Annotated in this window: 15 protein-coding genes, 1 other RNA gene and 1 pseudogene; 12 read left to right on the top strand and 5 right to left on the bottom strand. The window is 59.7% G+C overall.

Going from position 1 to position 24,332, the window contains the following annotated elements:
- Positions 1-168 precede the first annotated feature (168 nt).
- The 12 genes and pseudogenes from LLJ08_RS03900 to LLJ08_RS03845 all read left to right on the top strand — a co-directional run bounded on the left by LLJ08_RS03900 (position 169) and on the right by LLJ08_RS03845 (position 13,349).
- Positions 169-1,863 (top strand): L-lactate permease, encoded by a 1,695-nt coding sequence (locus tag LLJ08_RS03900; RefSeq protein WP_228208264.1) that lies wholly within the window; start codon positions 169-171, stop codon positions 1,861-1,863.
- Between the two features lie 198 nt (positions 1,864-2,061).
- Positions 2,062-2,883, top strand: a complete 822-nt coding sequence (locus LLJ08_RS03895) for a (Fe-S)-binding protein (protein ID WP_191122753.1) — start codon at positions 2,062-2,064, stop codon at positions 2,881-2,883.
- Positions 2,880-4,340 (top strand): LutB/LldF family L-lactate oxidation iron-sulfur protein, encoded by a 1,461-nt coding sequence (locus LLJ08_RS03890; RefSeq protein WP_228208263.1) that lies wholly within the window; start codon positions 2,880-2,882, stop codon positions 4,338-4,340. Before LLJ08_RS03895 ends, LLJ08_RS03890 begins: the two co-directional genes overlap by 4 nt.
- Positions 4,337-5,008: a LutC/YkgG family protein gene (locus tag LLJ08_RS03885; protein ID WP_038663056.1), complete on the top strand. Its 672-nt coding sequence runs from the start codon at positions 4,337-4,339 to the stop codon at positions 5,006-5,008. Before LLJ08_RS03890 ends, LLJ08_RS03885 begins: the two co-directional genes overlap by 4 nt.
- Positions 5,005-7,857, top strand: coding sequence for an FAD-binding and (Fe-S)-binding domain-containing protein (locus LLJ08_RS03880; protein ID WP_228208262.1), 2,853 nt, complete (start codon positions 5,005-5,007; stop codon positions 7,855-7,857). Before LLJ08_RS03885 ends, LLJ08_RS03880 begins: the two co-directional genes overlap by 4 nt.
- Positions 7,858-8,038: 181 nt before the next feature.
- Entirely contained in the window at positions 8,039-8,344 is a 306-nt protein-coding gene (locus tag LLJ08_RS03875; protein ID WP_014819211.1) for a hypothetical protein, read from the top strand.
- 133 nt (positions 8,345-8,477) lie between these two features.
- Positions 8,478-8,856, top strand: a transfer-messenger RNA (tmRNA) gene (ssrA, locus tag LLJ08_RS03870).
- A 163-nt stretch (positions 8,857-9,019) separates the two neighbouring features.
- Complete coding sequence (locus LLJ08_RS03865) at positions 9,020-10,258, top strand: tyrosine-type recombinase/integrase (RefSeq protein ID WP_228208261.1); 1,239 nt, start codon at positions 9,020-9,022, stop codon at positions 10,256-10,258.
- Positions 10,259-10,484: 226 nt separating this feature from the next.
- Positions 10,485-10,739, top strand: a pseudogene (locus LLJ08_RS03860) (helix-turn-helix transcriptional regulator); the annotation flags it as partial.
- A gap of 147 nt (positions 10,740-10,886) precedes the next feature.
- Positions 10,887-11,624 (top strand): phage antirepressor KilAC domain-containing protein, encoded by a 738-nt coding sequence (locus LLJ08_RS03855; protein WP_228208260.1) that lies wholly within the window; start codon positions 10,887-10,889, stop codon positions 11,622-11,624.
- An 80-nt stretch (positions 11,625-11,704) separates the two neighbouring features.
- On the top strand, positions 11,705-12,541 hold the full coding sequence (locus LLJ08_RS03850; RefSeq protein ID WP_228208259.1) for a helix-turn-helix domain-containing protein: 837 nt from the start codon (positions 11,705-11,707) through the stop codon (positions 12,539-12,541).
- Positions 12,522-13,349 (top strand): hypothetical protein, encoded by an 828-nt coding sequence (locus LLJ08_RS03845; protein WP_228208258.1) that lies wholly within the window; start codon positions 12,522-12,524, stop codon positions 13,347-13,349. The genes LLJ08_RS03850 and LLJ08_RS03845 overlap by 20 nt, the downstream gene beginning before the upstream one ends.
- Before the next feature lie 433 nt (positions 13,350-13,782).
- Here the strand turns inward: LLJ08_RS03845 and LLJ08_RS03840 are convergent, their stop codons facing one another.
- The 5 genes from LLJ08_RS03840 to hsdR are packed head-to-tail and all read right to left on the bottom strand — an operon-like array spanning position 13,783 to position 24,327.
- Positions 13,783-17,655: an RNA-directed DNA polymerase gene (locus LLJ08_RS03840; RefSeq protein ID WP_228208257.1), complete on the bottom strand. Its 3,873-nt coding sequence runs from the start codon at positions 17,653-17,655 to the stop codon at positions 13,783-13,785.
- Positions 17,652-19,286 carry a restriction endonuclease subunit S gene (locus tag LLJ08_RS03835; RefSeq protein ID WP_228208256.1) on the bottom strand — a complete coding sequence of 545 codons (1,635 nt, stop codon included), beginning with the start codon at positions 19,284-19,286 and terminating at the stop codon, positions 17,652-17,654. The genes LLJ08_RS03840 and LLJ08_RS03835 overlap by 4 nt, the downstream gene beginning before the upstream one ends.
- Positions 19,283-20,752, bottom strand: coding sequence for a type I restriction-modification system subunit M (locus LLJ08_RS03830; protein ID WP_228208255.1), 1,470 nt, complete (start codon positions 20,750-20,752; stop codon positions 19,283-19,285). Before LLJ08_RS03830 ends, LLJ08_RS03835 begins: the two co-directional genes overlap by 4 nt.
- Before the next feature lie 8 nt (positions 20,753-20,760).
- The gene (locus tag LLJ08_RS03825; RefSeq protein WP_228208254.1) at positions 20,761-21,939 is read right to left on the bottom strand and encodes a restriction endonuclease; all 1,179 of its coding nucleotides are present in this window, start codon (positions 21,937-21,939) and stop codon (positions 20,761-20,763) included.
- Positions 21,940-21,963: 24 nt separating this feature from the next.
- Entirely contained in the window at positions 21,964-24,327 is a 2,364-nt protein-coding gene (hsdR, locus tag LLJ08_RS03820) for an EcoAI/FtnUII family type I restriction enzme subunit R (protein ID WP_228208253.1), read from the bottom strand.
- Between the last annotated feature and the right edge of the window lie 5 nt (positions 24,328-24,332).

Here is a 24,332-nt window from a genome sequence, read left to right as displayed (position 1 = left end):
ACGCCCCTATACGCAGCTCTTACGCTGGCCATTCACTTCTGTTAATTGGTATTACCACTTTACAGAGTGGTCTAAAAATAAGAGGACTCAGCATGAGATCTGCGCACAAAAACTACTCCACGGTCCGCTCAGGGCCCCATCTGAACCGAACCGCAGGGGAAGCCTGACATGTCCAACGGACTGCTCGCACTTTTCGCCTTCACACCCATTCTGCTCGCAGCAATCATGCTGATCGGTCTGCGCTGGCCCGCCAGCCGCGCCATGCCGCTGGTCTTCCTGTTCACCGCAGCCATCGGGCTGTTCGTCTGGGACATGAGCGTCAACCGCATCATCGCCTCGACGCTGCAAGGCCTGGTGATCACCCTGGGCCTGCTGTGGATCATCTTCGGCGCAATCCTGCTGCTGAACACCCTCAAGCATTCCGGCGGCATCACCGCCATTCGTGCCGGTTTCACCACCATCAGCCCTGACCGCCGCATCCAGGCCATCATCATCGCCTGGCTGTTCGGTTGCTTCATCGAAGGCGCTTCCGGCTTTGGCACTCCGGCCGCCATCGCCGCACCGCTGCTGGTTGCGGTCGGCTTCCCGGCAATGGCTGCAGTCCTGCTCGGCATGCTGGTGCAAAGCACGCCGGTGTCTTTTGGCGCGGTCGGTACGCCGATCGTCGTGGGCATCAACAGCGGCCTGGATACCGCCACCATCGGCGCGCAACTGGTTGCGCAGGGGTCCAGCTGGAACGCCTACCTGCAGCAGATCACCAGCAGTGTGGCGATCACCCACGCCATCGTCGGCACAGTAATGCCGTTGGTCATGGTGCTGATGCTGACGCGCTTCTTCGGCAAGGAGAAAAGCTGGAAAGCCGGCCTCGAAGTGTTGCCGTTCGCGATCTTCGCCGGCCTGGCGTTCACCCTGCCCTACGCTGCCACCGGCATCTTCCTCGGCCCGGAATTCCCGTCGCTGCTCGGCGGCCTGGTGGGCCTGGCGATCGTTACCACTGCCGCTCGCTTCAAGTTCCTGACGCCGAAGACCACCTGGGACTTCGCCGACGCCAAGGAATGGCCGGCCGAATGGCTGGGCACCATCGAAATGAAGCTGGACGACATCGCGGCGCGCCCGATGAGCGCCTTCCGTGCCTGGCTGCCCTACGTGCTGGTCGGCGCGATTCTGGTGATCAGCCGCGTGTTCCCGCAGGTCACGGCCGCGCTGAAATCGGTATCCATCGCCTTTGCCAACATCCTCGGTGAGACCGGCATCAATGCCGGCATTGAACCGCTGTATCTGCCAGGCGGCATCCTGGTCATGGTGGTGCTGATTACGTTCTTCCTGCACGGCATGCGCGTTTCCGAGCTCAAGGCTGCCGTGAAGGAATCCAGCAGCGTGCTGCTCAGCGCCGGCTTCGTACTGCTGTTCACCGTGCCGATGGTGCGCATCCTGATCAACTCCGGCGTCAACGGCGCCGAGCTGGCCAGTATGCCAATCGTCATGGCGCGCTATGTCGCCGATAGCGTCGGCAGCATCTACCCGCTGCTGGCACCGGCCGTCGGTGCGCTCGGTGCGTTCCTGGCCGGCTCCAACACCGTCAGCAACATGATGTTCAGCCAGTTCCAGTTTGGCGTTGCGCAGTCGCTCGGAATTTCCGGGGCGATGGTAGTTGCCACCCAGGCTGTTGGCGCTGCGGCAGGCAACATGGTTGCGATCCACAACGTGGTGGCGGCATCCGCTACCGTTGGCCTGCTCGGCCGCGAAGGCTCCACGCTGCGCAAGACCATATGGCCTACTCTGTATTACGTACTGTTCACGGGGGTGATCGGCCTGATCGCCATCTACGTGCTAGGCGTGACCGACCCACTGGTCGGCGTGTAAGAAACAGGAACCGTGCCCCCGCTTGGGGGCACGGTTGCATTCCAGAAACCGCACCTGACAGGCCCATTGAAAAACCTAGGCGAGCAGGCAAGACGACGCAGAAGCAGCCTGACGCTGCTTCAAGGACGTATTGCCGAACGCAGGTAGTTTTTCAAAAGCCTGTTTGCGGATAACCGGGCTAACCCGGAGACCAAGCCGATGAGCGAACTCTTCTACGATGCTGCGCCGAACGCTACCCGCGTCGCGCCGCCGCTGCCAAAGCCGCGCGAATACCCCGCCAAGCCGAGCCAGGTTTATCTGTTCGGTACCTGCGTGGTCGACCTGTTCTATCCCGAGGCTGGCCTGGATGCCATCCGCCTGCTCGAGCGCGAAGGATTGATCGTGCACTTCCCGCAGGGTCAGACCTGCTGCGGCCAGCCGGCCTATACCAGCGGCTACACCGACGAGGCCCGCAACGTCGCACGGGCGCAACTGGATCTGTTCGCCAACGACTGGCCCGTGGTCGTCCCGTCCGGTTCCTGCGCCGGGATGCTGCGCCACCATTATCTGGACCTGTTCAAGGACGAGCCGGCCACGCTGAAGAAGGCGCAAGCGCTTGCCGAGCGCACCTTCGAGCTGGCCGAGTTCCTGCTCAATGTCTGCAAGGTCGAATTCAAGGACGCCGGCACGCCGACCAAGGTTGCCCTGCATACCTCCTGCTCGGCCCGCCGCGAGATGAACACCCACTTGCACGGCCGCGCCCTGCTTGCCCAGCTGGGCCAGGTCGAGCGCGTCGAGCATGATCACGAAAGCGAATGCTGCGGCTTCGGCGGTACCTTTAGCGTACGCATGCCCGACATCTCCGGCGCCATGGTGCTGGACAAGACCCGCGCACTGAAGGAATCCGGCGCGCATCAGGTGATCAGCGCCGATTGCGGTTGCCTGATGAACATCAACGGTTCGCTGGAGAAGCAGCGTGAAGCCCTGCGCGGTCAGCATCTGGCGACCTTCCTCTGGCAACGCACCGGAGGTGCCCGATGAACGCCGAACAGCGTATTCCCGCGATACAGATCGAGAACGCCGGTGACCCGGATTTCCGCGCCCGCGCTCGCAAGTCCCTGAAGGACGACCAGCTGCGGCGCAACTTCCGCACCGCCATGGACTCGCTGATGACCAAGCGCGCCGTGGCCTTCAGCGATGCCGACGAACGCGAGCGGCTGCGCGAGATGGGCAACCGTATCCGCGCCCGCGCACTGTCCAAGCTGCCCGAACTGCTCGAACGGCTGGAAACCAACCTGACCTGCAATGGTGTGAACGTGCACTGGGCGGAGACGGTTGAAGAGGCGAACAACATCGTCCTCGAGATCGCCCGCGCCCACGAGGCGAAGCAGGTGATCAAGGGCAAATCGATGGTCAGCGAAGAGATGGAGATGAACCATTTCCTCGAAGGCCATGGCATCGAATGCCTAGAATCGGACATGGGCGAGTACATCGTCCAGCTCGACCACGAAAAGCCTTCCCATATCATCATGCCGGCAATCCACAAGAACGCCGGCCAGGTCGCGTCCCTGTTCCACGAGAAACTCGGCGTGGAGTACACCAAGGACGTCGACCAACTCATTCAGATCGGCCGCCGCACCCTGCGCCAGAAGTTCTTCGAGGCCGATATCGGCGTCTCCGGCGTGAACTTCGCGGTGGCTGAAACCGGCACCCTGCTGCTCGTGGAAAACGAGGGCAACGGGCGAATGTCCACCGGCGTGCCGCCAGTACATATCGCCGTCACCGGGATCGAGAAGGTCGTGGAGAACCTGCGCGACGTGGTCCCGCTGCTCTCCTTGCTGACCCGCTCGGCGCTCGGCCAGCCGATCACCACCTACGTCAACATGATCTCCAGCCCGCGCAAGGCCGATGAGCTCGACGGCCCGCAGGAAGTGCACCTGATCCTGCTGGACAACGGTCGCAGCCAGGCCTTCGCCGACAGCGAGCTGCGCCAGACGCTCAACTGCATCCGCTGCGGCGCCTGCATGAACCATTGCCCGGTGTACACCCGCGTCGGCGGCCACACCTACGGCGAGGTCTACCCCGGTCCGATCGGCAAGATCATCACGCCGCACATGGTCGGTCTGGACAAGGTGCCGGATCACCCCAGCGCTTCGTCGCTGTGCGGCGCCTGCGGCGAAGTCTGCCCGGTGAAGATACCGATTCCGTCCATCCTGCGGCGCCTGCGCGAGGAGAACGTCAAGGCACCGGACGATCCGCACAAGGTCATGCGCGGCCAGGGCAGCAAATACTCGAAGCAGGAACGGCTGATGTGGGCCGGCTGGCGCCTGCTCAATACCAGTCCGACGCTGTACCGCGTGTTCGGCTTCTTCGCCACTCGCCTGCGCGGCCTGACGCCATCAAACATCGGCCCCTGGACGCAGAACCACAGCGCACCGAAACCTGCCGCCCGCTCGCTGCACGAGCTGGCCCGCGAGCACCTGGAGGGCAAGCGATGAGCGCCAAGGCCAATATCCTCGCCAAGCTGAAAAAGAGCCTGGAAGGCACCACGCCTATCGTCGATGACTACGACGTATCGCTGGTCACCCAGCCCTGGAGCTACGCGCCCGAGCAGCGCATTGCCCGCTTGCGCCAGCTGATGGAAGCGGTGCACACCGAGATTCACCTGACCACGGACGCCGGCTGGCCCGCCCTGCTCGAACAGCTGCTGCACGACCGCCAGCTGCCGAGCCTGCTGATCGCCCCGACCACGCCGTACGGCCAGCGCTTCACCGCGCATTGCGCCGGCCGTGAAGGCCTGCCGACGCTGAAGGCCTACGACCGCCCGGTCGAGGACTGGAAGGACGAGCTGTTCAACGACACACCGGCGAGCCTCACCGGCACACTCGGCGCCATCGCCTCCACCGGCAGTCTGATCATGTGGCCGACCCGCGAGGAGCCGCGCCTGATGAGCCTGGTGCCACCGGTGCATTTCGCCATCCTCAAGGCCAGCGAAATCCACGACAACTTCTACGAGATCCAGCAGAAGTTCCAGTGGGCCGCCGGCATGCCGACCAATGCGCTGCTGGTTTCCGGCCCGTCGAAAACCGCCGACATAGAACAGGTGCTGGCTTATGGCGCCCATGGTCCGAAGGATCTGATCCTGCTGATCCTGGAGGACGCATGAACGCGCCGGCCCAAATCGAACGCGCGCCTTTGCCGGCAGTGTTCCTCGGCGAAGTCGAACGCCTGATCCCGGTCGAGCGGCGCTTCGACGACCCGCTCTCCACCCTCGCCTTCGGCACCGACGCCAGCTTCTACCGGCTGATTCCCAAGCTGGTGGTGCGCGTCGAATCCGAAGCCGAGGTGATCGCGCTGCTCAAGCTGGCCCATGCGGAAAACGTCCCGGTGACCTTCCGCGCCGCGGGCACCAGCCTGTCCGGCCAGGCGATCAGCGACTCGGTGCTGATCGTGCTCGGCGACAACTGGAACGGCCGCGAGATTCGCAACGGCGGCGAGCAGATCCGCCTGCAGCCCGGCGTAATCGGCGCCAATGCCAACGCCGTGCTTGCGCCATTTCAGCGCAAGATCGGCCCTGATCCGGCCTCGATCAACGCCGCCAAGATCGGCGGCATCGTCGCTAACAACTCCAGCGGCATGTGCTGCGGCACTGCGCAGAACACCTACAAAACCCTCGCCGGCCTGCGCGTCGTGCTGGCCGACGGCACCGTGGTCGACAGCGAGGATGCCTCCAGCGTTGCCGCCTTCCGCCAGAGCCATGCGGCGCTGCTCGAACAGCTGGCCGAGCTGGGCCGCGAAACTCGCGCCAATACCGAACTGGCGGCGAAGATCCGCCACAAGTACCGGCTGAAGAACACCACCGGCTTTTCGCTCAATGCGCTGGTTGACTACGACGAGCCACTGGACATTCTCAACCACCTGATGGTCGGCTCAGAGGGCACACTGGGCTTTATCAGCGCGGTGACTTACGACACCGTACCGGACCATCCGCACAAGGCCAGCGCGCTGGTGGTGTTCCCCGACGTGGAAACCTGCTGCCTCGCCGTACCGGTGCTCAAGCAGCAACCGGTGTCCGCGGTGGAGCTGCTCGACCGCCGCAGCCTGCGCTCGGTCGAGCACAAGGCCGGCATGCCCGAGTGGGTGAAGGAACTGTCGCCGACCGCCTGCGCGCTCTTGATCGAATCACGCGCCGCCAGTCAGTCGCTGCTGCACGAGCAGATCAACCTGATCATGACCTCCATCGCGCACTTCCCGGTGGAGAAACAGGTCGACTTCAGCGAAGACCCGCTGGTCTACAACCAGCTGTGGAAGATCCGCAAGGACACCTTCCCAGCGGTCGGCGCCGTGCGCCAGACCGGCACCACGGTGATCATCGAGGACGTGACCTTCCCCGTCGAGCGCCTAGCCGAGGGCGTCAACCGGCTGATCGAATTGCTCGACAAGCACCGCTACGACGAAGCGATCCTCTTCGGCCACGCGCTGGAGGGCAATCTGCACTTCGTCTTCACCCAGGGCTTCGATGATCCGGCGCAGGTCGCCCGTTACGAAGCCTTCATGGGCGAAGTGGCACAGCTGGTTGCCGTCGAATTCGGCGGTGCGCTCAAGGCCGAACACGGCACCGGGCGCAACATGGCGCCCTTCGTCGAGCTGGAATGGGGCAGCGAAGCCTACGCGCTGATGTGGAAGATCAAGCGCCTGCTCGACCCCACCGGCATCCTCAATCCGGACGTGGTGCTCTCCGAAGACCCGGACATCCACCTGAAGAACCTCAAGCCGATGCCCGCCGCCGACGAGATCGTCGACAAGTGCATCGAGTGCGGCTTTTGCGAGCCGGTCTGCCCATCCAACGGGCTGACCCTGACGCCGCGCCAGCGTATCGTCATCTGGCGCGATATCCAGGCGCGCAAGCGCGCCGGTGTCGATACCACGGAAATCGAACGCCTCTACCACTACCACGGCGTCGAGACCTGCGCTGCCACCGGCCTCTGTGCCCAGCGCTGCCCGGTCGGCATCAACACCGGCGACCTGGTGCGCAAGCTGCGCGGACGTGAAGCGAGCAAAACCGGAACCGCCAACTGGCTGGCCGACCATTTCAGCACCGCCGTACAGGGCACCCGCTTCATGCTGCATGCCGCCAACGGCGCGCACATCATCCTCGGCACCAAGCGCCTGGCCAAGCTGTCCGCGAGCATGAGCAACGTCAGCAAGGGCCGCGTCCCGCAATGGACACCGGCCATGCCGCAGCCCCTGCAGCGCCTGCACCTGCCCCAGCCTGTCGTTCAGGATGAGCGCCCGCGGGTGGTCTATCTGGCCGCCTGCGTCTCCCGCGCCATGGCGCCCGCTGCCCGCGATCAGGAACAGGAGCCGCTGCTCGACAAGACCCGCAGCCTGCTTGAAAAGGCCGGCTACCAGGTGATTTTCCCCGAGCAGCTGAACGACCTGTGCTGCGGCCAACCGTTCGCTTCCAAGGGTTACGCTGAACAGGGCGAACGCAAGCGTCAGGAGATGCTCGACGCGCTGCTCAAGGCCAGCCGCGGCGGGCTTGATCCGATCTACTGCGACACCAGTCCCTGCACGCTGCGCCTGGTCCAGGGCCTGACCGATCAACGCCTCGACATGTACGACCCGGTGCGCTTCATCCGCACACACCTGCTCGACAAGTTGGACTTCGTCCCGCAGGAAAAGGCGATCGCCGTGCACGTTACCTGCAGCACCCAGCACCTTGGGGAAGCACAGGCACTGATCGATATCGCTCGTCGCTGCGCCAGGGAAGTCGTGGTGCCCGAAGGCATCCACTGCTGCGGCTTCGCCGGTGACAAGGGCTTCACCACGCCAGAACTGAACGGCCACGCTCTACGCAGCCTGAAAGACGCCGTGCAGATCTGCGAGGAAGGCATTTCCACCAGCCGCACCTGCGAGATCGGCCTGTCGCGTCATGGCGAGATCGACTACCACGGGCTGGTCTACCTGGTGGACCGCGTAACGCGTAGCAAAACAACCACGCAGCCGCTCTAGAAAAGGCACTACGGCCCCGCTCAGCGAAGCGCGGCCGTTTCGTTTGTGGCGTTTCGATGAACGCTCACGCGCAATCGCAGTCGGAATTTTAGAGCCCCTGACGGGTTCGATTCGACTCGGCGCCGCCGTTTCAGTTGGTATCTGGCAGGCCCGGGAAGTCCATAAGACTGGAGGACCCACAATGAAAGTTCATGCACTGCTCGCATCCGCGGTACTGCTCGCCAGCCCGGCCGTCTTCGCCCAAGACGACCTGTGCCAGCTCAACCTGCAGGAAATCGACGACAACATGGCCACCAACACCGCCACCCTGGGTGAGCCGGCCAAGAGCCAGGTCGACGAGTACGTCAAACAGGCCCGCCAAGCCCAGCAATCGGGCGACACCGAAGCCTGCATCGCGCACTCCACCAAGGCACTGCAAGAGCTGAAAGGCCCAGGCAGCACCGGTAGCGGCGGCACCAGCGGCTCCGGTTCCGGCGCCGGCAACTAAGCCAGGCCGGCGGGATCGTGCGAACGATCCTGCCGCAGCCGAGCTGTACATTTTGTAACCAGCATGGCTACAAACTGATCGACAGCGCAGAGAGATCGCCGTACACTCGCGCCCAGCACCACAAGCGTCACCAGGGGCCGATTAGGATTCGACGCCGGTAACAAAACTTGAGGGGCATGCCGAGTTGGTAACAGAACTCGTAAATAAACTGTTGCAAACTTATAGTTGCCAACGACGACAACTACGAAGGGTACGCGCTAGCCGCCTAACCTTCATCTGGTAGCTTCGGCTCCAGCGGTCACTAGGGGATGCCTGTAAACCCGAAATGACTGTCAGACAGAACAGGATCGCCGCCAAGTTCGCTGTAGACGTAACGGCTAAAACTCATACAGCTCGCTCCAAGCACCCTGCCAATCGGGCGGCGCGGAGTTAACTCAGTAGATCTGGCTAAGCATGTAGAACCGATAGCGGAGAGCTGGCGGACGGGGGTTCAAATCCCCCCGGCTCCACCAAATACACATCTAGACCTGTCTCAAACAGTCTACGATCACCCTGAAAAGCCCGCCCTGTGCGGGCTTTCTTGTTTCTGGCTGCCTCTTCTTGTTTACGCCTATACCTTCACGCGGTGTATCCTCTCGTGTATCTTCGTAAAACATTGAAACTGAGGGATACAGGATGAAGCGCAAGGACATCAAGAAGCGCCCGATGGCGGATACCGTACTGGCAAGCTTGGAGCCGGAGGACAAAGAGTATCGAGAGAACGATGGAAACGGGCTCTACCTTCGCGTTCGGCCAGACGGCTCGAAGTCTTGGCAGTTCCGCTACAAGAAGCCAGACGGCAAATGGTCCTGGATTGGGCTGGGCGCCTATGGCAAAGGCAGCCATCAACTAACCGGAGAACAGGCGCGGAAGGAAGCCGCGAAACTGCGCGACGACGCAGCCGAGGGCAGCAACCCACTCGCAACGAAACGAGCACGAAAAGCCGCAGAGGTGGAAGCTGCGAACAACACATTCGAGCATCTCGCTCGGGAGTGGTACGCCACCAAACGCAAGGGATGGAGTGAGGGAACGGCTGTCCGGACCATTGGCGCACTTGAGCTGCACGTATTTCCCACGTTCGGTAAGCGTCCCTATACAGCCATCTTGCCGATGGAGTGGATGGAGCTGCTCCGTGGCATGGAGCAGAAAGGAATCGTTGAGCAGACCAGCAGGGTTCGTGGCATGTGTCGGGAAATCTATGATCTGGCTCGAGTAACGGGGCGAGCGCAATACAACCCGCTCGAGGGACTGCATAAGTTTCTTCAGACCCGTCCTGCTGAAAACTATGCGCACGTGCCTGTCGCTGAACTTCCGGCGCTGCTTCGAGCAATGCGCGCTTACGGCACTATAGATGTACGAATTGGTTTGCAGCTGTTGAGCATGCTTGCCTGCCGTCCGTCCGAGCTACGCGAGGCTCGTTGGGACGAATTTGACCTCGATGCAGGGCTTTGGCTAATCCCGGCGGCAAGAATGAAGCGCCGTCGCGAGCACTTGGTTCCGCTGCCAACTCAAGCAGTTCAGCTCCTACGCGACCTACATTTCCTGACCGGAGCATACCCGCTGCTGTTCCCAGGTCGCGGCAACACCACTAAGGCACGCAGCAACACCGTATTCTTGATGGCACTTCGCCGTCTCGGCTATGAAGGGCGCCAGACCGGCCATGGCTTCCGCCATCTCGCCAGTACCATCCTCAACGAAAACGGCTTCGACTCGCAGCATGTGGAAGCCCAGCTATCCCATGTCAAGGAAGGGGTGCGGGGCGTCTATGACAAGAGCACTTACCTAGAGCAGCGCAAGGTCATGATGCAGTGGTATGCCGACCACCTGGACATGCTGGCAGGTGGAAATGTGGTGGAGCTCAAACGTCAGGCGTAAAGGGCATCGGTGATACGTGCCCGGGTGCTGGAATTTGAGGTAACTGGGGGAACTGAGGCGCGGCGTGTAAATACGGAGGGTCCAGCGGTTCTCGCATGCAAAAAGGCTATTGAAATAGAAAGGCGCTGTCAGGTTACAGAGGCATAAAAAATCTTGCTTCTACTTGTTTACAGACACGGAGAGTCACATAGCGTTGGGGACCACACCAGCCAATGTGGTTCTCAAAATGTTTATTCAGCCTACTCATCTCGTCCCTGATGCTGCGAGCGTTCAGCCTTTCGACCCCTCTCTGGTCATCATCCGGATCCCCGACGTCGAGAAGATCACCAGCCTCAAGCGACCGACCATCTACAAGCGCCTCAAGGACGACCCGACCTTTCCAAAGCCTGTCCCTCTGAGTGACAGCACTGCCCGCGGAGCTCCAGTTGGCTTCGTTTTGGCTGAAGTCCAACAGTGGGTACGTTCTCGCATCGCAACTCGCACGAAGGTTAAATGCCTTCCGTTCCAAGGTGGCGGCTCGCCGCTCCATGGACGTGATGAGCTGGCGTCGCGTGAAATCCTGGCGGCACAGAGAGTAGCGTCGAGCACGGATGGCGTGCTTCAGTTTGAAAAACACGAGGTGGTCTAAATGAAAACGACCACCCGTCCCGGAGGCCTGAGCAGCTGGGCGCACAGCCAGAACTCCTTCTCCTGCGTAAGCAAAGTGACTATATCTAGCCGCGAGGTTGCGGAACTGGTTGGTTCGCGTCACGACAATGTGCGCGTGGCCATTGAGCGACTGGCCGAGCGCGGCGTGATCGCTTTACCTGCAATGCAGGAAAAGCTCACCGCAGGCCGCCCGGCCATCGAATACGTCTTCGCCGGTGAACGCGGCAAACGCGACAGCATTATTGTTGTCGCCCAGCTCTCGCCGGAGTTCACTGCGGCACTGGTGGACCGCTGGCAGTCGCTTGAGGCCCAGCAGACTCCGCGTATTCCGGAGACTTTCGCCGAAGCCTTGCGCTTCGCTGCCGACCAAGCCGAGCAGATCCAGAAGCAGCAAGCATTCCTTGCCATCGCAATGCCCAAGGCCGATTTTGTCGACCGCTACGTCGGGGGAACCGGCCTGAAGGGCTTCCGCCAGGTGGCCAAGCTGCTGCACGCAAAGGAGAACGACTTCCGCGTCTTCCTGCAGGACAAGCGCATCATGTACCGCTTGGGCGACGAATGGATGCCGTTCGCCGAGCACATTGACGCCGGCCGCTTCTCGGTGAAGACCGGTCAGGCAGAAAACGGTCATGTCTTCAACGCCACCAAGTTCACCCCGAAGGGCGTGCAGTGGATCGCCGGTCTGTGGGCTGTGCATCAGCCGGAGGTGGCAGTGTGAGCTTGCATGACCTTCTTGACCGTCCGATTGCCTTTCAGCGCGCCTTCGTCTCCCTCGGTGCCGGCATCACTGGCGCTCTGATGCTGAGCCAGGCGATCTACTGGTCGAAACGCACCAACAACGCTGACGGCTGGTTCTACAAGACCATGGAGGAATGGGCGTCCGAAACCGGAATGACCCGCTCCGAGCAGGAGAGCGCGCGCAAGAAGCTGGTGAGCGCCGGCGTGCTTGAGGAGAAAAAGAAGGGCGTCCCGTGCCGCCTGTTCTACCGGGTAAACATGGATGCGATCCGCACAAGCTTGCTTGCAGAAAACCCGCATTCCAGTCTGCAGGATTCCTGCAAACACGGCTGCAGAAAAGCTGCAAGCAAGCCTGCAGGAAAGCCGCTCGCTATTACAGAGACTACAGCAGAGATTACTGCAGAGACTACGACAGACACCTTTCCGGGCCAGCCCGCTGAAGCGGCCTTGCCGGCTGTCGTGGACGCATCACCTCGCATCGAGATCCCCGCAGACATGCCAGGCCCAAAGGAGCCGAGCTCGAAGACCTTCAAGGCCTGGGCCAACTACGCCTTCGCCTACCGCAAGCGCTACAGCGTCTGGCCGAAGTGGAACGCCAAGGCCGGCGGGCAGATCAGTCAACTGGTTGACCGCCTAGGCGCCGACGAGGCGCACCACGTCGCGGCGTTCTACGTCACCGTCAACGACGCGCGCCTAGTCAATGACTGCCACAACCTGAACAACCTCCTCGCTAAGTGCGAGGCCTTCCACACCCAGTGGGCCACCGGCCGCCAGATGAACGCGACCACCGCCCGCCAGATCGAGGCCACTCAGGCGAACATCAACGCAGCACAACAGGCGGCCGAGCGCATCCTTGCTCGCGGCCCGGGAGGCAACAATGCCAATCCTTTCCTGTGAGCAGCAGGCCCAGCTGGCCGCCGCTATCTGCGCCACTGCCGAGACGCTCGGCCAGACCCTGAGCGCGAGCGCCGCCGAGCTGATGGCTTCGGACCTGGCCGACTACCCGACTGAGCTGATCGCCGGTGCGCTGCAGGCCTGCCGCCGCGACCTGACCGGAAAGCTGACCCTGGCCGCCATCATTGAGCGCTTGCAGGCCCGTGACGGGCGTCCGGACCCGGACGAGGCGTGGGCCATCGCCCTATGCGCCTACGACGAGAGTGACAGCGTAGTGATGACCGAGGAGCTCCACATCGCACTATCCGCCGCCCGCCCAGTGCTGGAGCGCGGCGACAAAATCGGCGCCCGGATGGCGTTCAAGGCCGCCTACGTGCGATTGATGGACGCAGCCCGTCGCGAGGCCAAGCCGGTCAAGTGGACGCTGAGTCTCGGTACAGACCCCCAGCGCCGCGTAGCCGCCGCCGAGGAGGCAGGACGCCTTGGCCGTCTGCCGGCATCGCAGGTTGCCGAGCACCTGGCTCAGCTGACCCATGCGCCGGCCACCGCCGAGGGCAGCACCATCGCCTGCCTAATCACCGGTAAGGTGGCTCCGTTCGCCAGCGCCAAGGTGCGCGAACACTGCGCGGCCATCAAGGCGCAGCTCGAGCGCAACGCCGAGGGGGCCAAGGCCAAGCAGGAAGGCGGGCGCGCCGTTAAGGCCGTGGATCTGGAGAGAAGGAAGACAGAGGCCGCCAGGGCTCTGGCCGAACTGGAAGCGAGGAAAGCCCGACAAACACCTACACCCGACCGTCGCGCCGAGCGGCGATAGCAGGGAGTTCCACAGCACACTCCGACTGGCGTGCGTGCTAGCGCGGGAGCTCATGCGCACCAGCCCACCGTATAAGTTGCCCGATCCGCGAACAGTTGGCCGCGTCGCAAGCGCCCTTCCCTTGCTGTTCACAATGCCAGCGGCCGCGGGTGCTGAGCAGTAGGACTACACCCACGATGCCTGTCGCAGAGCGACGCAGGCCCGATGACGCTTGAAGATGACCGGCACCGCCACATGAGCCTAACTCAAGTCCTACAGCTACCCGTTCGCAAGCAGGTTCGCGCGGAAACCACGTTTGCCGAAGTGGTACGCAGGCTGGTACGCACGCTTCTGCGCACTTTGCCTTGCGTACCAGCGCTGAGCGCCGGGCCTTCGAGCAAGCTTCGCCTCAGCGCTTACTACTGGACTCACCGCTATATCTTGAAGGTTTCGTTCATGAAGTAGCCCCTAAATTGCGCCCCTTAAATCCGGCCGGTGTCGCTTTCTTCTCTTTGGGCGGGTCTATCTTATGCGTGTCTTTGAACGCCAGCAGGTCCACCTCAAAGATGCTGATCACTGCCTGGTTGTTGCCATGCACGTGTGCAATCTGCCGCTCATGGTGTGCCTTAAACGGGGCTTGAGCGCTTGATCCGCCAAACTGGCCAGTGTTGGCCAGCATAACCGGCTGATACATATGGAACTGCAATGCAGTGGTCATGGTGTCGAAGGTACCGATGTCTTTGTTCAAGGCGGCGATGACAAACCCATCACTGATGTCACGTATATCTGCGCTCAGTTTGAGGTCTGTCGCGTCATAGCAGACTGCCCCTGTCAGGTTGGCTTCGGCACCTGCCTGATCTTTGAGCTGAACAATGACTTGATAGGGACGGTGCCCCGCCACTCCAGAAGATATCTCCCAAGGAATGCCATGCTGCTTGCCCTGATAGGCACGGATGATCTGCCTGCCGGCGGCACTTTCCTGCCGCAGCAGCCAGACCGCACGGTTAATAGGCTTTTTCAGGTAGGCGTGCTCAACGAATGTTTGCCCAGCGAAGATTAAGGCTCCCGTGCTGTCTGACAGCCGATGAAGCAACCACATGTCGTCCGGATGAATAGCCAATTCTGGAAAGACGATTAGATCAAGCTGGTTCTTCTGTTGCGCTGAGGTGATCCGATTTGCGAATCGACTTGCAGCCAGTTGCTGCCCAAGCAAGCGGCACATGGCGGCTAAATGTGCTCTATGTCTAGCCCGGTAGGATGAATTCCAAACCAGCGGGTCGCTACTAGAGAAATCACTATTCCGTGGCAATAGCGTCTGCACCAACGCAACCTTGAGTTCACGCAGGTTGGATTTCGGGGAGCAGTCAACAGGCAGCAGATAGGCCGGTAGATTAGACTGTCTGCCGTATATGCGGCCTTGCTCCGCCAGGCGAGCTTTAACTAGCTTAAGTAGGTCTGATGGCTGGCGAACCTCAGCAAAGCCCTCAACATCCCTCCTATTGATCTCTAGGCCAGGCCACTGCAAAAGACGCATGACCAGTTCATTGAGCCACGGCGAAATGGGGGTCGGTTCCTCTCCTATGCCACGGCTTAGCGGCATCAGACCCATACGGCGTTTATACCAGCTGCTTTGTAGACCACGATAACGGTCAGACTGCTCTTCTCGTATTGGGAAGAAGCGAGTGGTGAAGTCACTTTCACCGATGATGGCTGAGCGCAGGAGACGTCCTAAACGGTAAGCCCAAGCCATTTCTCCCGAGCACCATGATGGTTTCTCGTTCCATGGATGCACGATCTTGTTCGGAGCTTTTACGGTCAATGCCAGGGGCGTATCGGGATGTTGAATCTTGTTCCAGTCACCACACTCGACTGATAGCCAATCCAAGCCCAGTCCATCGTTATCAAGGCAGCCGGTGTGTTCAGCCTTTAACAGCTCAGCGGCCAGTTTGAGCAATGCGTTTTCCTGAACAAACGGGTTTTCAGGGTGAGCCACGATTGCCGGCAACGAGCGTTTGCCCTTGGGCCAATCCTTCAATCGTGCGGATGTGTTCTGAGCGTGGCCTTTAGGCAAATAACGCTCTAGATGCTTGACCCATCCCGCTTTTCCGCTGCCCTGCCATGAGCTGTGCAGCTCCCTAAGAAGCCTCGCCTCGATCATCGCGATATCGTCAATCAGCGTATTGGCTTCTGTGACCGTTAGCCTTTGCAGCCAATTACCCAGCCAGATAACGAACTTATCCCGCTGACCGGTAATTCGCATAACAAGCAGACCGGCTGTGAGTGCGTTGGAAGCATCTGCAGTCGTTGGCTGCTTAAGCTGCAAGGCGTCATGCAGTGCGCTATACGGAGCCAGTTCTGTCGAGGGAGTCAAATTCACCGGGTACTGCATGACAGCCAGAAAGAGTGCAGCCTGCTGATGCAGATACCACGGGAGTGTTTCGTTCTCAGTTACCTCTAGTGCTGCCTGCGACAGCTCCTTGCGGTAGCCAGTTATGTCCGCCGACTCTGGGTAGCTTTCTGGACGGTGCAGTCCTGTTTCTACTGCGCCAGCCCTCAACAGATCAGCAAGCACAAACAACGCGACTTCGCGCTCGGATTGAGGGGCGGAGGGCTCTAGCTTCAGCATCAGTGCCTGAAGCACCGGCTGCAGCAGCTTGGCAGAGGGAAATATGTCCAAGCCGCAGCGCAGAACGCTGGCCAGGGCAGGATTGCGTGACCAGCAAGCGATCAGCTTACGGGCAATCGTTTCCATTTCATGATCAAGTGCCTGGCGCTCACTGACTTCTATATTGGTCAGCGCATCCTCGGCGGGCAGCTCGGGGTCGGCCATGCTGCGGCGCATGCGTAGCACTTGGCGTAATCGATTGGCCGCAAAGCGTTTGACGGTATCGTCACGCACGTCCGCCCGAGGCAGGGAGATACGGGCCAGCGCTAAAGGGTTCTCATCGACATCGTTCGCATCATCCAGTGCGTCGGCAAGCCAAAGCAGATGGTCCAGGCTGCCAGTAGCCTGCAGCAAAGTAGTGGGGTCGGGTGCTGTGCTGATTTGCCCGTTCACGCCTCGCATAAAGCGGGAGGTACTGCCCTGAACGGCGAAGTCCTCCCAAGCGACTGCTTCTGACTTTTCTTTCTTGGTTTCCAGACCATTCGCCGCATCGTTAAAGCAGTGTCTGATGAGCAGATTTGCCCAACTGCTCATGTCGCCTGCGAGCGTCTCAAGCGCTAAGTTTTGCGCTGACTCGGTTGGGATGGCCACGACTAAGCGCATGTCATCGACATAGCGGCAGTAGTCAAGCAGCCTGGCGACGACCGTAACGCCATTGATACGGATAGGAATGCCTATACCTTGGCGTACGCTTGCAACCACCATCTGGTCGAAATCATGCATGTAAGCGTTGGCAAAGAAGCCGCTCGCTACCAGGCCCTGTGGGAGACCAAGTTTGAGCTCGCTGCGGCCGGCTGAGTCGCTGGGGTTCCAACACCAGCTAATGATCTTCTCAACTGCTTGCCAAAAAGGTTCGGCATCAACCTCGGAGTAGTAAATGGCGAATTCGCTGGCATAACGTTGGTACAGCTTGCGCAGACGGCTGACAACGGCAGATTGACTGACACAATCATAAAACTTGGCCAGATCCAGCTTGACTACAAACAGACGCTCGTCATGCAGGCTGGGCAGTGCTTCGCGGCATACCTCTGCGGGGCGCTCCAGAAAGCGCTCATAGTCCACGAAAAACTGCGAATAGGTGGTGGCATTGCCCCAGCGAAAGCGTGCGTGCTGCTTGCCCTCAGACTCTTCAAGCCAGTCGCAGAACAACCGGTTGCCGTAGCTGCAAACTCGCTGTCTGGCCTGGGCCTTACTGCTGTAACTTGCGGGGTCGGTATTGCCTTGCAGTGTTTCTACGGCATCCGCGAGACACAGCATGACGGCAGAAGCCAATACCTGCTCACGAATGCTGACATGGGCCAGTGGGCGTAGATCCGGCTCAGTTTGTAGTGCCCCGTCATCTTTGTGTATGGGTTTGAATTTCCAATCGCCGCTTTCAGCTTCAGCTTTCGAAGGGAAGTACCACTTGCCATTTTTGGGGGCCGGCACCAGGCGTAATGGGCTTGCTGCACTATGGTCGCCGATGGATATCTGCCGCTGCCACTCCTTAAGTGTTTGCGGTAGCAGCAGGGAAACCTGCTCCAGCTCCAGAATATCGGCGTACCAGTTATGTCGGCGAATGTAGGCGTCAGACTTTTTCCAAGCCTGAGCCAGAACGGCTTCATCGGTTAGCAGCTCAAGTGATGGCATTAACCGTTCATAGCGGGCGTCAACAATGCTCATGCTACGGCATGCTCAACCAAGGTGTTGGCCAGTTGTTCGTTGAGTTGGCGGGCTTGGGTCAGGCGGGTTTTCAGTTGGTCGCAGAGGGCCATTAGTTGATCGACTTTGGCGACTATGCGGTGTTGTTCGGCGAGCGGAGGGAGGGCAAGAACTGAACCTGCTATCCGATGCAGTGCAAGCTTTGGTTGAGCCAACTGATTGGTGCTATCTGAAAACTGTCGTTGAGCGAACTGGCTACTCAGCGCTTTCTGTAACCAGCGCCTATCAATTTTTTGGAAAACTATTTTGGCCGCATTTTCAGTAAGGTTCATTCCATCGAAGTGCTCAGGAACTATCCCTACATCGCCGATAGTACCAGCAATAGTTATGTAAACATCATCCTTCGAGATGGTGTATTGCTTGATGGCTGCCTTCGTGACCTCATCAATATATTTGAGGTTTTCATCAATAATGGTGCCGTCCTTCATATTAGTAACTTGAATGTACACATGCGGAGTTTTTGCAGGTGCAAATGCTGTTCCCGCAGGCAAACGCTTACCTCCTTTTACTTGACTCAGGCTACCAAGGCGAACCCACTCCCATCCTGCTGGAAGCTGAAAAGGCTTTTCCTCCTCGCCAATTTCCGGCGACGGCTTCTGCTTTTTGAGTTTGCCTTCCGCCACCAACCGCGCCTTTTCCTCGGTAATCCGCTTAAGCAATTCACTGGCCGGCTCATCGTTGGGATCTTGCGGCACCAGTTTGCCCATTACGGCCAGTTGCAGCAGGGTTTGTTTGAGGGCGTCGATGCTGGGTTCGGTGGTGAACAGGGTGTGGAAGTGTTCGGCCAGGCGTCGCCAGTTCTGGGCAAAATCTTCGGCATCGCTGGCTTGGGTCAGGCTGTCGAGCAGCGCTTGCACCAGTTGGGCGTGAGCGCTTTCGGCGTCGGCCTGCTGGGCTTCCAGCCGGTCGCAGAGGGCCATCAGCTCATCGACTTTGGCGACGATGCGATGTTGTTCGGCTAACGGAGGAGCAGCTACAACTAGCTCGTATGCTTCATTACGATTCAACCCAGGCTTGATCCCCTTCCCTAGAGAGTCCAGGCCAAGGGTGTGAAATAGCTTGAATGCATAATCAAGTGAAAAAGCAGATGGTGGGATGCAATAGTAAGCGACATCTGTAACGCAGCAGCCTCTGGAAAGACAAAGATTCAGCGCACCAGCTGATCCCTTCCGGCCAACAACAATACATGGTGAGTCCACAAAGCAAGTGCTGTGAGTGCCGACAACACCATTTGATCCATATACAGGGTATTCGCCAGTATTTGATCTCTTGTCAGCTGGCAGGTTATCTCCGTATTCAAGAGAGAAAACCTCCCCAAACCGCCTCCATACCCAACCATTGGGTAGTTCGAATGGTTTCTCTTCCTCTTCAATCTCCGCCAACGGCTTCTGCTTCTTGATCTTGCCCTCCGCCACCAATCGCGCCTTTTCCTCGGCAATCCGCTTAAGTAACTCACTGGCCGGCTCATCACTGGGATCTTGCGGCACCAGCTTGCCGCGCACCGCCAGTTCCAGAATCAGCTCGCGCAGCTTCTTGATGCCATTGGGCGCACCGGCCAGTAGTGGCAGATTGTCGGTGAGCAACGCTGTCATACCTGGCGCTCCAGGGCTTCGGCCAACACCGCCTTGAGCTGGCCGCGCAGGTCGCTGATTTCGTCTTGCAGGCTGGCGTAGTTGCGCAGCAGCTCGTCCGGGTCGTGGCTGATCTGCTCGCCGATATGCGGGTTTTTGCAGTCGAGGTTCCAGTTACGCGCTTGTAGCTCTTCGACGCTGACCTTCCAGGCAAATTCATTCTCCACCCGCGCAGCAAAGCCATCGGCCTCGCTGCCCCACCAGGCCTCTTCCACGGCGAACTCCTCGATGCGCATGGGTTTGGTCTTGGAGTAGCTCTTGTAGCCAGCCGGGTACTGATGCTCGTAGAACCATACCTCTTTGGTCGGCGTGCCCTTGGTGAAGAACAGCAGGTTGGTTTTGATGCCAGTGTAGGGGTTGAACACGCCGTTGGGCAGGCGAACGATGGTGTGCAGGTTGCACTCGGTGAGCAGCTTTTCCTTGATGCGGCTCTTGATGCCTTCGCCGAACAGAAAGCCATCGGGCAGCACCACGGCAGCGCGGCCACCATCCTTGAGTAGCTGCATGATCAGCACCAGAAACAGGTCGGCGGTTTCGCGGGTGCGGAAGGCGGCGGGGAAGTTGGTTTCGATGCCGTCTTCTTCCATGCCGCCGAACGGCGGGTTGGCAACGACGCAATGCACACGCTCACTTGGGCCCCAGCTGATCAGCGGTTTGCTCAGGGTGTTGTCGTGGCGGATCTGACTGGGCACCTCGATGCCGTGCAGGATCATATTGGTGGTGGCCAGCAAGTGCGGCAGCGGCTTTTTCTCCACGCCGAAGATGCTGGCCTGCAGGGTGCGTTCGTCCTCGGCGGTTTTTACATAGCGGCTGCGCTTGTGCTCGATGGCGCAGGTGAGAAAGCCGCCGGTGCCGCAGGCCGGGTCCATGACCTTTTCGTCCAGCTTGGGGTCGACCATGTGCACCATGAATTCGGTGACCGGGCGCGGGGTGTAGAACTCACCGGCATTGCCGGCGTTCTGCAGGTCGCGCAGCAGTTGCTCGTAGAGGTTGCCGAACTCGTGGCGTTCCTGGGCCTTGTTGAAGTCCACACCTTCCTGAATCTTGTTGATGACCTGACGCAGCAGCTGGCCGGACTTCATGTAGTTGTAGGCATCTTCGAACACGCTGCGCACCACGAAGGCAGATGGCGTGTTGCTGTACTCGTGCAGGTTCTGCAGCTGCGGGAAGAGGTTGTTGTCGATGAACTGCTTGAGCTCGTCGCCGGTCATGCCCTCGGGGTCGGCGGCCCAGGTGCGCCAGCGGCAGCTGTCCGGGATAGGCGAGCGGTAGTTGTCGTCCAGCAGCTCCCATTCCAGCTCGCGGTCATCGAATATCTTCAGAAACAACAGCCAGACCAATTGGCCGATGCGCTGGGCGTCGCCATCGACGCCAACGTCTTTACGCATGATGTCCTGGATGGATTTGATGGTGGAGCTAATGGACATGGAAAACCTTATTCGTTCAGAGGCTCTAAGGGCGAGCTTTCAAAGTAGCTGTCGTCAACTTCCAGCAGCGATAGCTTTTTCTGTTTAACGCCGACGCCGTGCTTGATCAGCAGCTCAATGAGCTTGTCGCCGTCGATCAGGGTGATAGGGGCTGCTCCGGGGAACAGCGCCACATCCTTGCACCCCTTGGCAAAGCCACCGATCGTGATGATGGTCCCGCGCAAGGCGCTATGCAGTGGCAGGGCTCCGCGCAACTGGTCGAGCACCGGACGGGTAATGTTGGCTTTGTGGCGTTTGACCTGAACCACTTCCTTGATTTCGGTGATACCGAACTGGAACTTGGCAATGACATCGATCCCCTTGTCGCCGCTCTGTTTGGTGACCTGGACATCTTCATAGTCCATGGCTTCCAACAGGTCCTTGATCAGTTCCTCGAAGCGGTAGGGATCAAGGCATTCCAAGCGCTCTCGCAAGGCGATGGTTTGCGCGGCATTGTAATCCTTGATGGCGCTAAAAACGTTGTGATGAGCCTGCAGCTGCGGACGAGGACCCTGCGGAGCGGCGTAGTCCAACCCAGCGCTGGTGATGCTGTATGTATTGCCCTCACGACTGACGTAGCCGCGCGCTGTTAGGTTGAGCAAGCGTTGGCGAAGGGTGGCGTTGATGCTTGATGGTGTTTTGTGATTGGAGTGTTCCAGCAAAAACTCCGTCCACTCCTCCAGCAGATCAGCGCGTTTACCCGGCGAATGGGCGGCCAGAATGGCTAGCAGTTGCGGCAGTCCTTCGGACTCATCCAACTCCCGCAGCAGGGTAAGGTCGAAGGCGATGAAATCCTTTCCACGACGCTCAAGCGAGTATTGCCCGAGGGCATTGAGGCTCAGAAGCTGGTAGGTGTTGATAAACAGATAAGCCCCATAGATGTGCCGGGGGTTTACTGTGTGCTGGCTTTCATCCCAGATCCGTTGAGCCAGCTGTCGGTCGGCACCGCTCAGCCGTTCGGGTATCCAGACGCTCGGCTGGCTCCAGTCGACGGTGTTCTGTGGCGTGCCCGTCTGCTCGTGAACGGCTTTGATTAGGCTGCGCACCTGATCCTTGTTGATACCATCAAAAATACGCAGCAGTGCTGCCACCTCCGAATAAAGAGGAAATAGCGGTGTGCGCACCAGGGGCTGACGTGCTCCCGTCATGGGTTAACTCCTAAATAATTCGCCTCAGGCGCTATACAACTCGTCTTCCAGCTCATGGATGGCCTTGTTGTAGCCAGCCTTGCCGCCAAAAGCCCTGATTAGTTCGATGGGCGCGCCGTATTGGCTGAAAGGGTCGAGCTGGAGGATTTTGATGTCTTCGATATGCTCGATGCCGGTGTCGGCGTATTTATCCAGCAGCGCTTCCAGCACCTGGCGGGCTGCGCCGGAATATTTGGCGAAGTAGTTGCGCTTTTTCACCTGTGCGGCGCGCTCGCAGCGTGAAAGAGCTGGCTGATCGAAGGCGACATGGCAGATCAGGTCGAACGGGTCTAGCGGCTTGCCCTGTTTCTTTTCCACTTCCTCGGCAAGGGCTTCCCACATCACGCCTTGGGCGGCCATTTCGTCGATGATGGCTTTCTTTTGCTCGGCATCACTCCAACGGCGCAAGAAGTCATCCAGCGAGGCGAACTGCTTGTGCACGCAGGCGCGGGTGTAGTCGTGCAGCGACTCGGTGATTAGTCGGCCATCCGGGCCGTAGTACTGCACACGCTCTGCGATGACGTAGATTGGCAGATTGTCGATGACGTACTTAATGCGCTTTTTGCCGTCACTCTCGCCGGTAAAGTCCAGATCATCGCCATCCCCCTCATTGCCAGCGCTGATGCCGTCGCCTTCAAGTAAATCGTCGGACGGAACGGGAGGCTCGCTACCTTCGGGGGCGTAAACCACCACCGGGTCACCGTCAAAGGCCGGGTCGGCGAACAGCTCGGTGGCCTTTTTGAAGTCCATGATGGTGAACCAGTATTTGCCATAATCCTCGTTGATACGAGTGCCGCGACCGATGATCTGTTTGAACTCAGTCATCGACTTGATGTGCTGGTCGAGCACGATCAGCTTGCAGGTTTGCGCATCGACACCGGTGGTCATCAGCTTGCTGGTGGTGGCAATCACCGGGTAGCGCTCTTCCGGGTTGATAAAGTTATCCAGCTCGGCTTTGCCTTCCTGGTCATCGCCGGTGATGCGCATGACGTACTTACGATTCTCGGCCACACGCTCGGGATTGAGATTGACCAGAGCCTGGCGCATGCGCTCGGCGTGGTTGATGTCATCGCAGAAGACGATGGTCTTCTGGAACGGATCGGTGGCCTTGAGGAATTCGCTGACTTTCTGCGCCACCAGTCGGGTGCGCGCCTCGATCACCAGGGTGCGGTCCATGTCCTTGAGGTTGTAGATGCGGTCTTCGATCAGCTCGCCGTTCTTGTCGAGCATGCCCTTGGGCGGCCGCCAGCCTTGCAGGTCCTTGTCGAAGTCGATGCGAACCACCTTGTACGGTGCGAGAAAGCCGTCTTCGATACCTTGCTTCAAGGTGTAGCTGTACACCGGCTCACCGAAGTAGGTGATGCTGGAAACCTCTTTGGTTTCCTTCGGCGTGGCGGTAAGGCCGATATGGGTAGCACCGGAGAAGTAGTCAAGAATCTCTCGCCACGCTGAATCCTCCGCTGCGCTGCCGCGGTGGCATTCGTCGATCACGATCAGATCGAAGAAGTCTCGGGAGAATTGCTTGTAGACGTTCTGCTCTTCCTCGGCGCCGGTGACAGCTTGATACAGCGACAGATAAATCTCATAGGACGTGTCGATCTGCCGCTTGGCGATCTTGGTCATCGCCTGGCCGAAGGGTTTGAAGTCGTTGTTCTTGGTCTGATCGACCAGGATGTTGCGGTCGGCAAGAAACAGGATGCGTTTCTTCTGCTTGGACTTCCACAACCGCCAGATGATTTGGAAGGCGGTGTAGGTTTTGCCGGTGCCGGTGGCCATGACCAGCAGCACACGATCCTGCCCGCGAGCTACAGCCTCAACCGTGCGGTTGATGGCGCTCATCTGGTAATAGCGCGGCATGCGTCCGGAGCCGTCGTCGTAGTAAGGCGCCTCGATCTTGTGCTGGGCCTGGGCGTCCAACCCCTTCCATTGGCAATAGCGCTGCCAGAGTTCTCCAGGGCTGGGGAACTGGCCTAGACTCAGTTCCGTTTCGACCTGATCACCTGTGCCGCTGCGGTCGTGGAACAAAAATCCATCGCCATTACTCGAGAACACGAAGGGCACATCCAGCGCCTCGGCGTAACCCAGCGCCTGCTGCATACCCGAGCCCAGGGAATGCTTGTTGTCCTTTGCTTCAATCACAGCAATTGGCAGGTTCGACTGGTGGTAAAGAATGTAGTCAGCGCGGCGTGACTCGCCGCGGCTGTGCAGCTTGCCGCGCACGATGATGCGCCCTTTGGTGAAGCTGACTTCTTCACGGACCTGCTTCTGAATATCCCAGCCCGCCATGGCGATCGCAGGCGAGATAAATTTGCTGCAGATATCCCGCTCGGATAATGACTTCTTGTCCATGCGCC

It is taken from the genome of Stutzerimonas chloritidismutans (genome assembly GCF_020783375.1).
Taxonomy (GTDB): Bacteria; Pseudomonadota; Gammaproteobacteria; order Pseudomonadales; family Pseudomonadaceae; genus Stutzerimonas; species Stutzerimonas kunmingensis.
This window is presented reverse-complemented; position numbering and strand designations above follow the sequence as displayed.

Excerpts from the sequence above, each read along its gene's own strand:
- LLJ08_RS03900 (WP_228208264.1), top strand. The coding sequence starts at position 169 with ATGTCCAACGGACTGCTCGCACTTTTCGCCTTCACACCCATTCTGCTC.
- LLJ08_RS03895 (WP_191122753.1), top strand. The coding sequence starts at position 2,062 with ATGAGCGAACTCTTCTACGATGCTGCGCCGAACGCTACCCGCGTCGCG.
- LLJ08_RS03890 (WP_228208263.1), top strand. The coding sequence starts at position 2,880 with ATGAACGCCGAACAGCGTATTCCCGCGATACAGATCGAGAACGCCGGT.
- LLJ08_RS03885 (WP_038663056.1), top strand. The coding sequence starts at position 4,337 with ATGAGCGCCAAGGCCAATATCCTCGCCAAGCTGAAAAAGAGCCTGGAA.
- LLJ08_RS03880 (WP_228208262.1), top strand. The coding sequence starts at position 5,005 with ATGAACGCGCCGGCCCAAATCGAACGCGCGCCTTTGCCGGCAGTGTTC.
- LLJ08_RS03875 (WP_014819211.1), top strand. The coding sequence starts at position 8,039 with ATGAAAGTTCATGCACTGCTCGCATCCGCGGTACTGCTCGCCAGCCCG.
- LLJ08_RS03865 (WP_228208261.1), top strand. The coding sequence starts at position 9,020 with ATGAAGCGCAAGGACATCAAGAAGCGCCCGATGGCGGATACCGTACTG.
- LLJ08_RS03855 (WP_228208260.1), top strand. The coding sequence starts at position 10,887 with ATGAAAACGACCACCCGTCCCGGAGGCCTGAGCAGCTGGGCGCACAGC.
- LLJ08_RS03850 (WP_228208259.1), top strand. The coding sequence starts at position 11,705 with ATGCTGAGCCAGGCGATCTACTGGTCGAAACGCACCAACAACGCTGAC.
- LLJ08_RS03845 (WP_228208258.1), top strand. The coding sequence starts at position 12,522 with ATGCCAATCCTTTCCTGTGAGCAGCAGGCCCAGCTGGCCGCCGCTATC.
- LLJ08_RS03840 (WP_228208257.1), bottom strand. The coding sequence starts at position 17,655 with ATGAGCATTGTTGACGCCCGCTATGAACGGTTAATGCCATCACTTGAG.
- LLJ08_RS03835 (WP_228208256.1), bottom strand. The coding sequence starts at position 19,286 with ATGACAGCGTTGCTCACCGACAATCTGCCACTACTGGCCGGTGCGCCC.
- LLJ08_RS03830 (WP_228208255.1), bottom strand. The coding sequence starts at position 20,752 with ATGTCCATTAGCTCCACCATCAAATCCATCCAGGACATCATGCGTAAA.
- LLJ08_RS03825 (WP_228208254.1), bottom strand. The coding sequence starts at position 21,939 with ATGACGGGAGCACGTCAGCCCCTGGTGCGCACACCGCTATTTCCTCTT.
- hsdR (WP_228208253.1), bottom strand. The coding sequence starts at position 24,327 with ATGGACAAGAAGTCATTATCCGAGCGGGATATCTGCAGCAAATTTATC.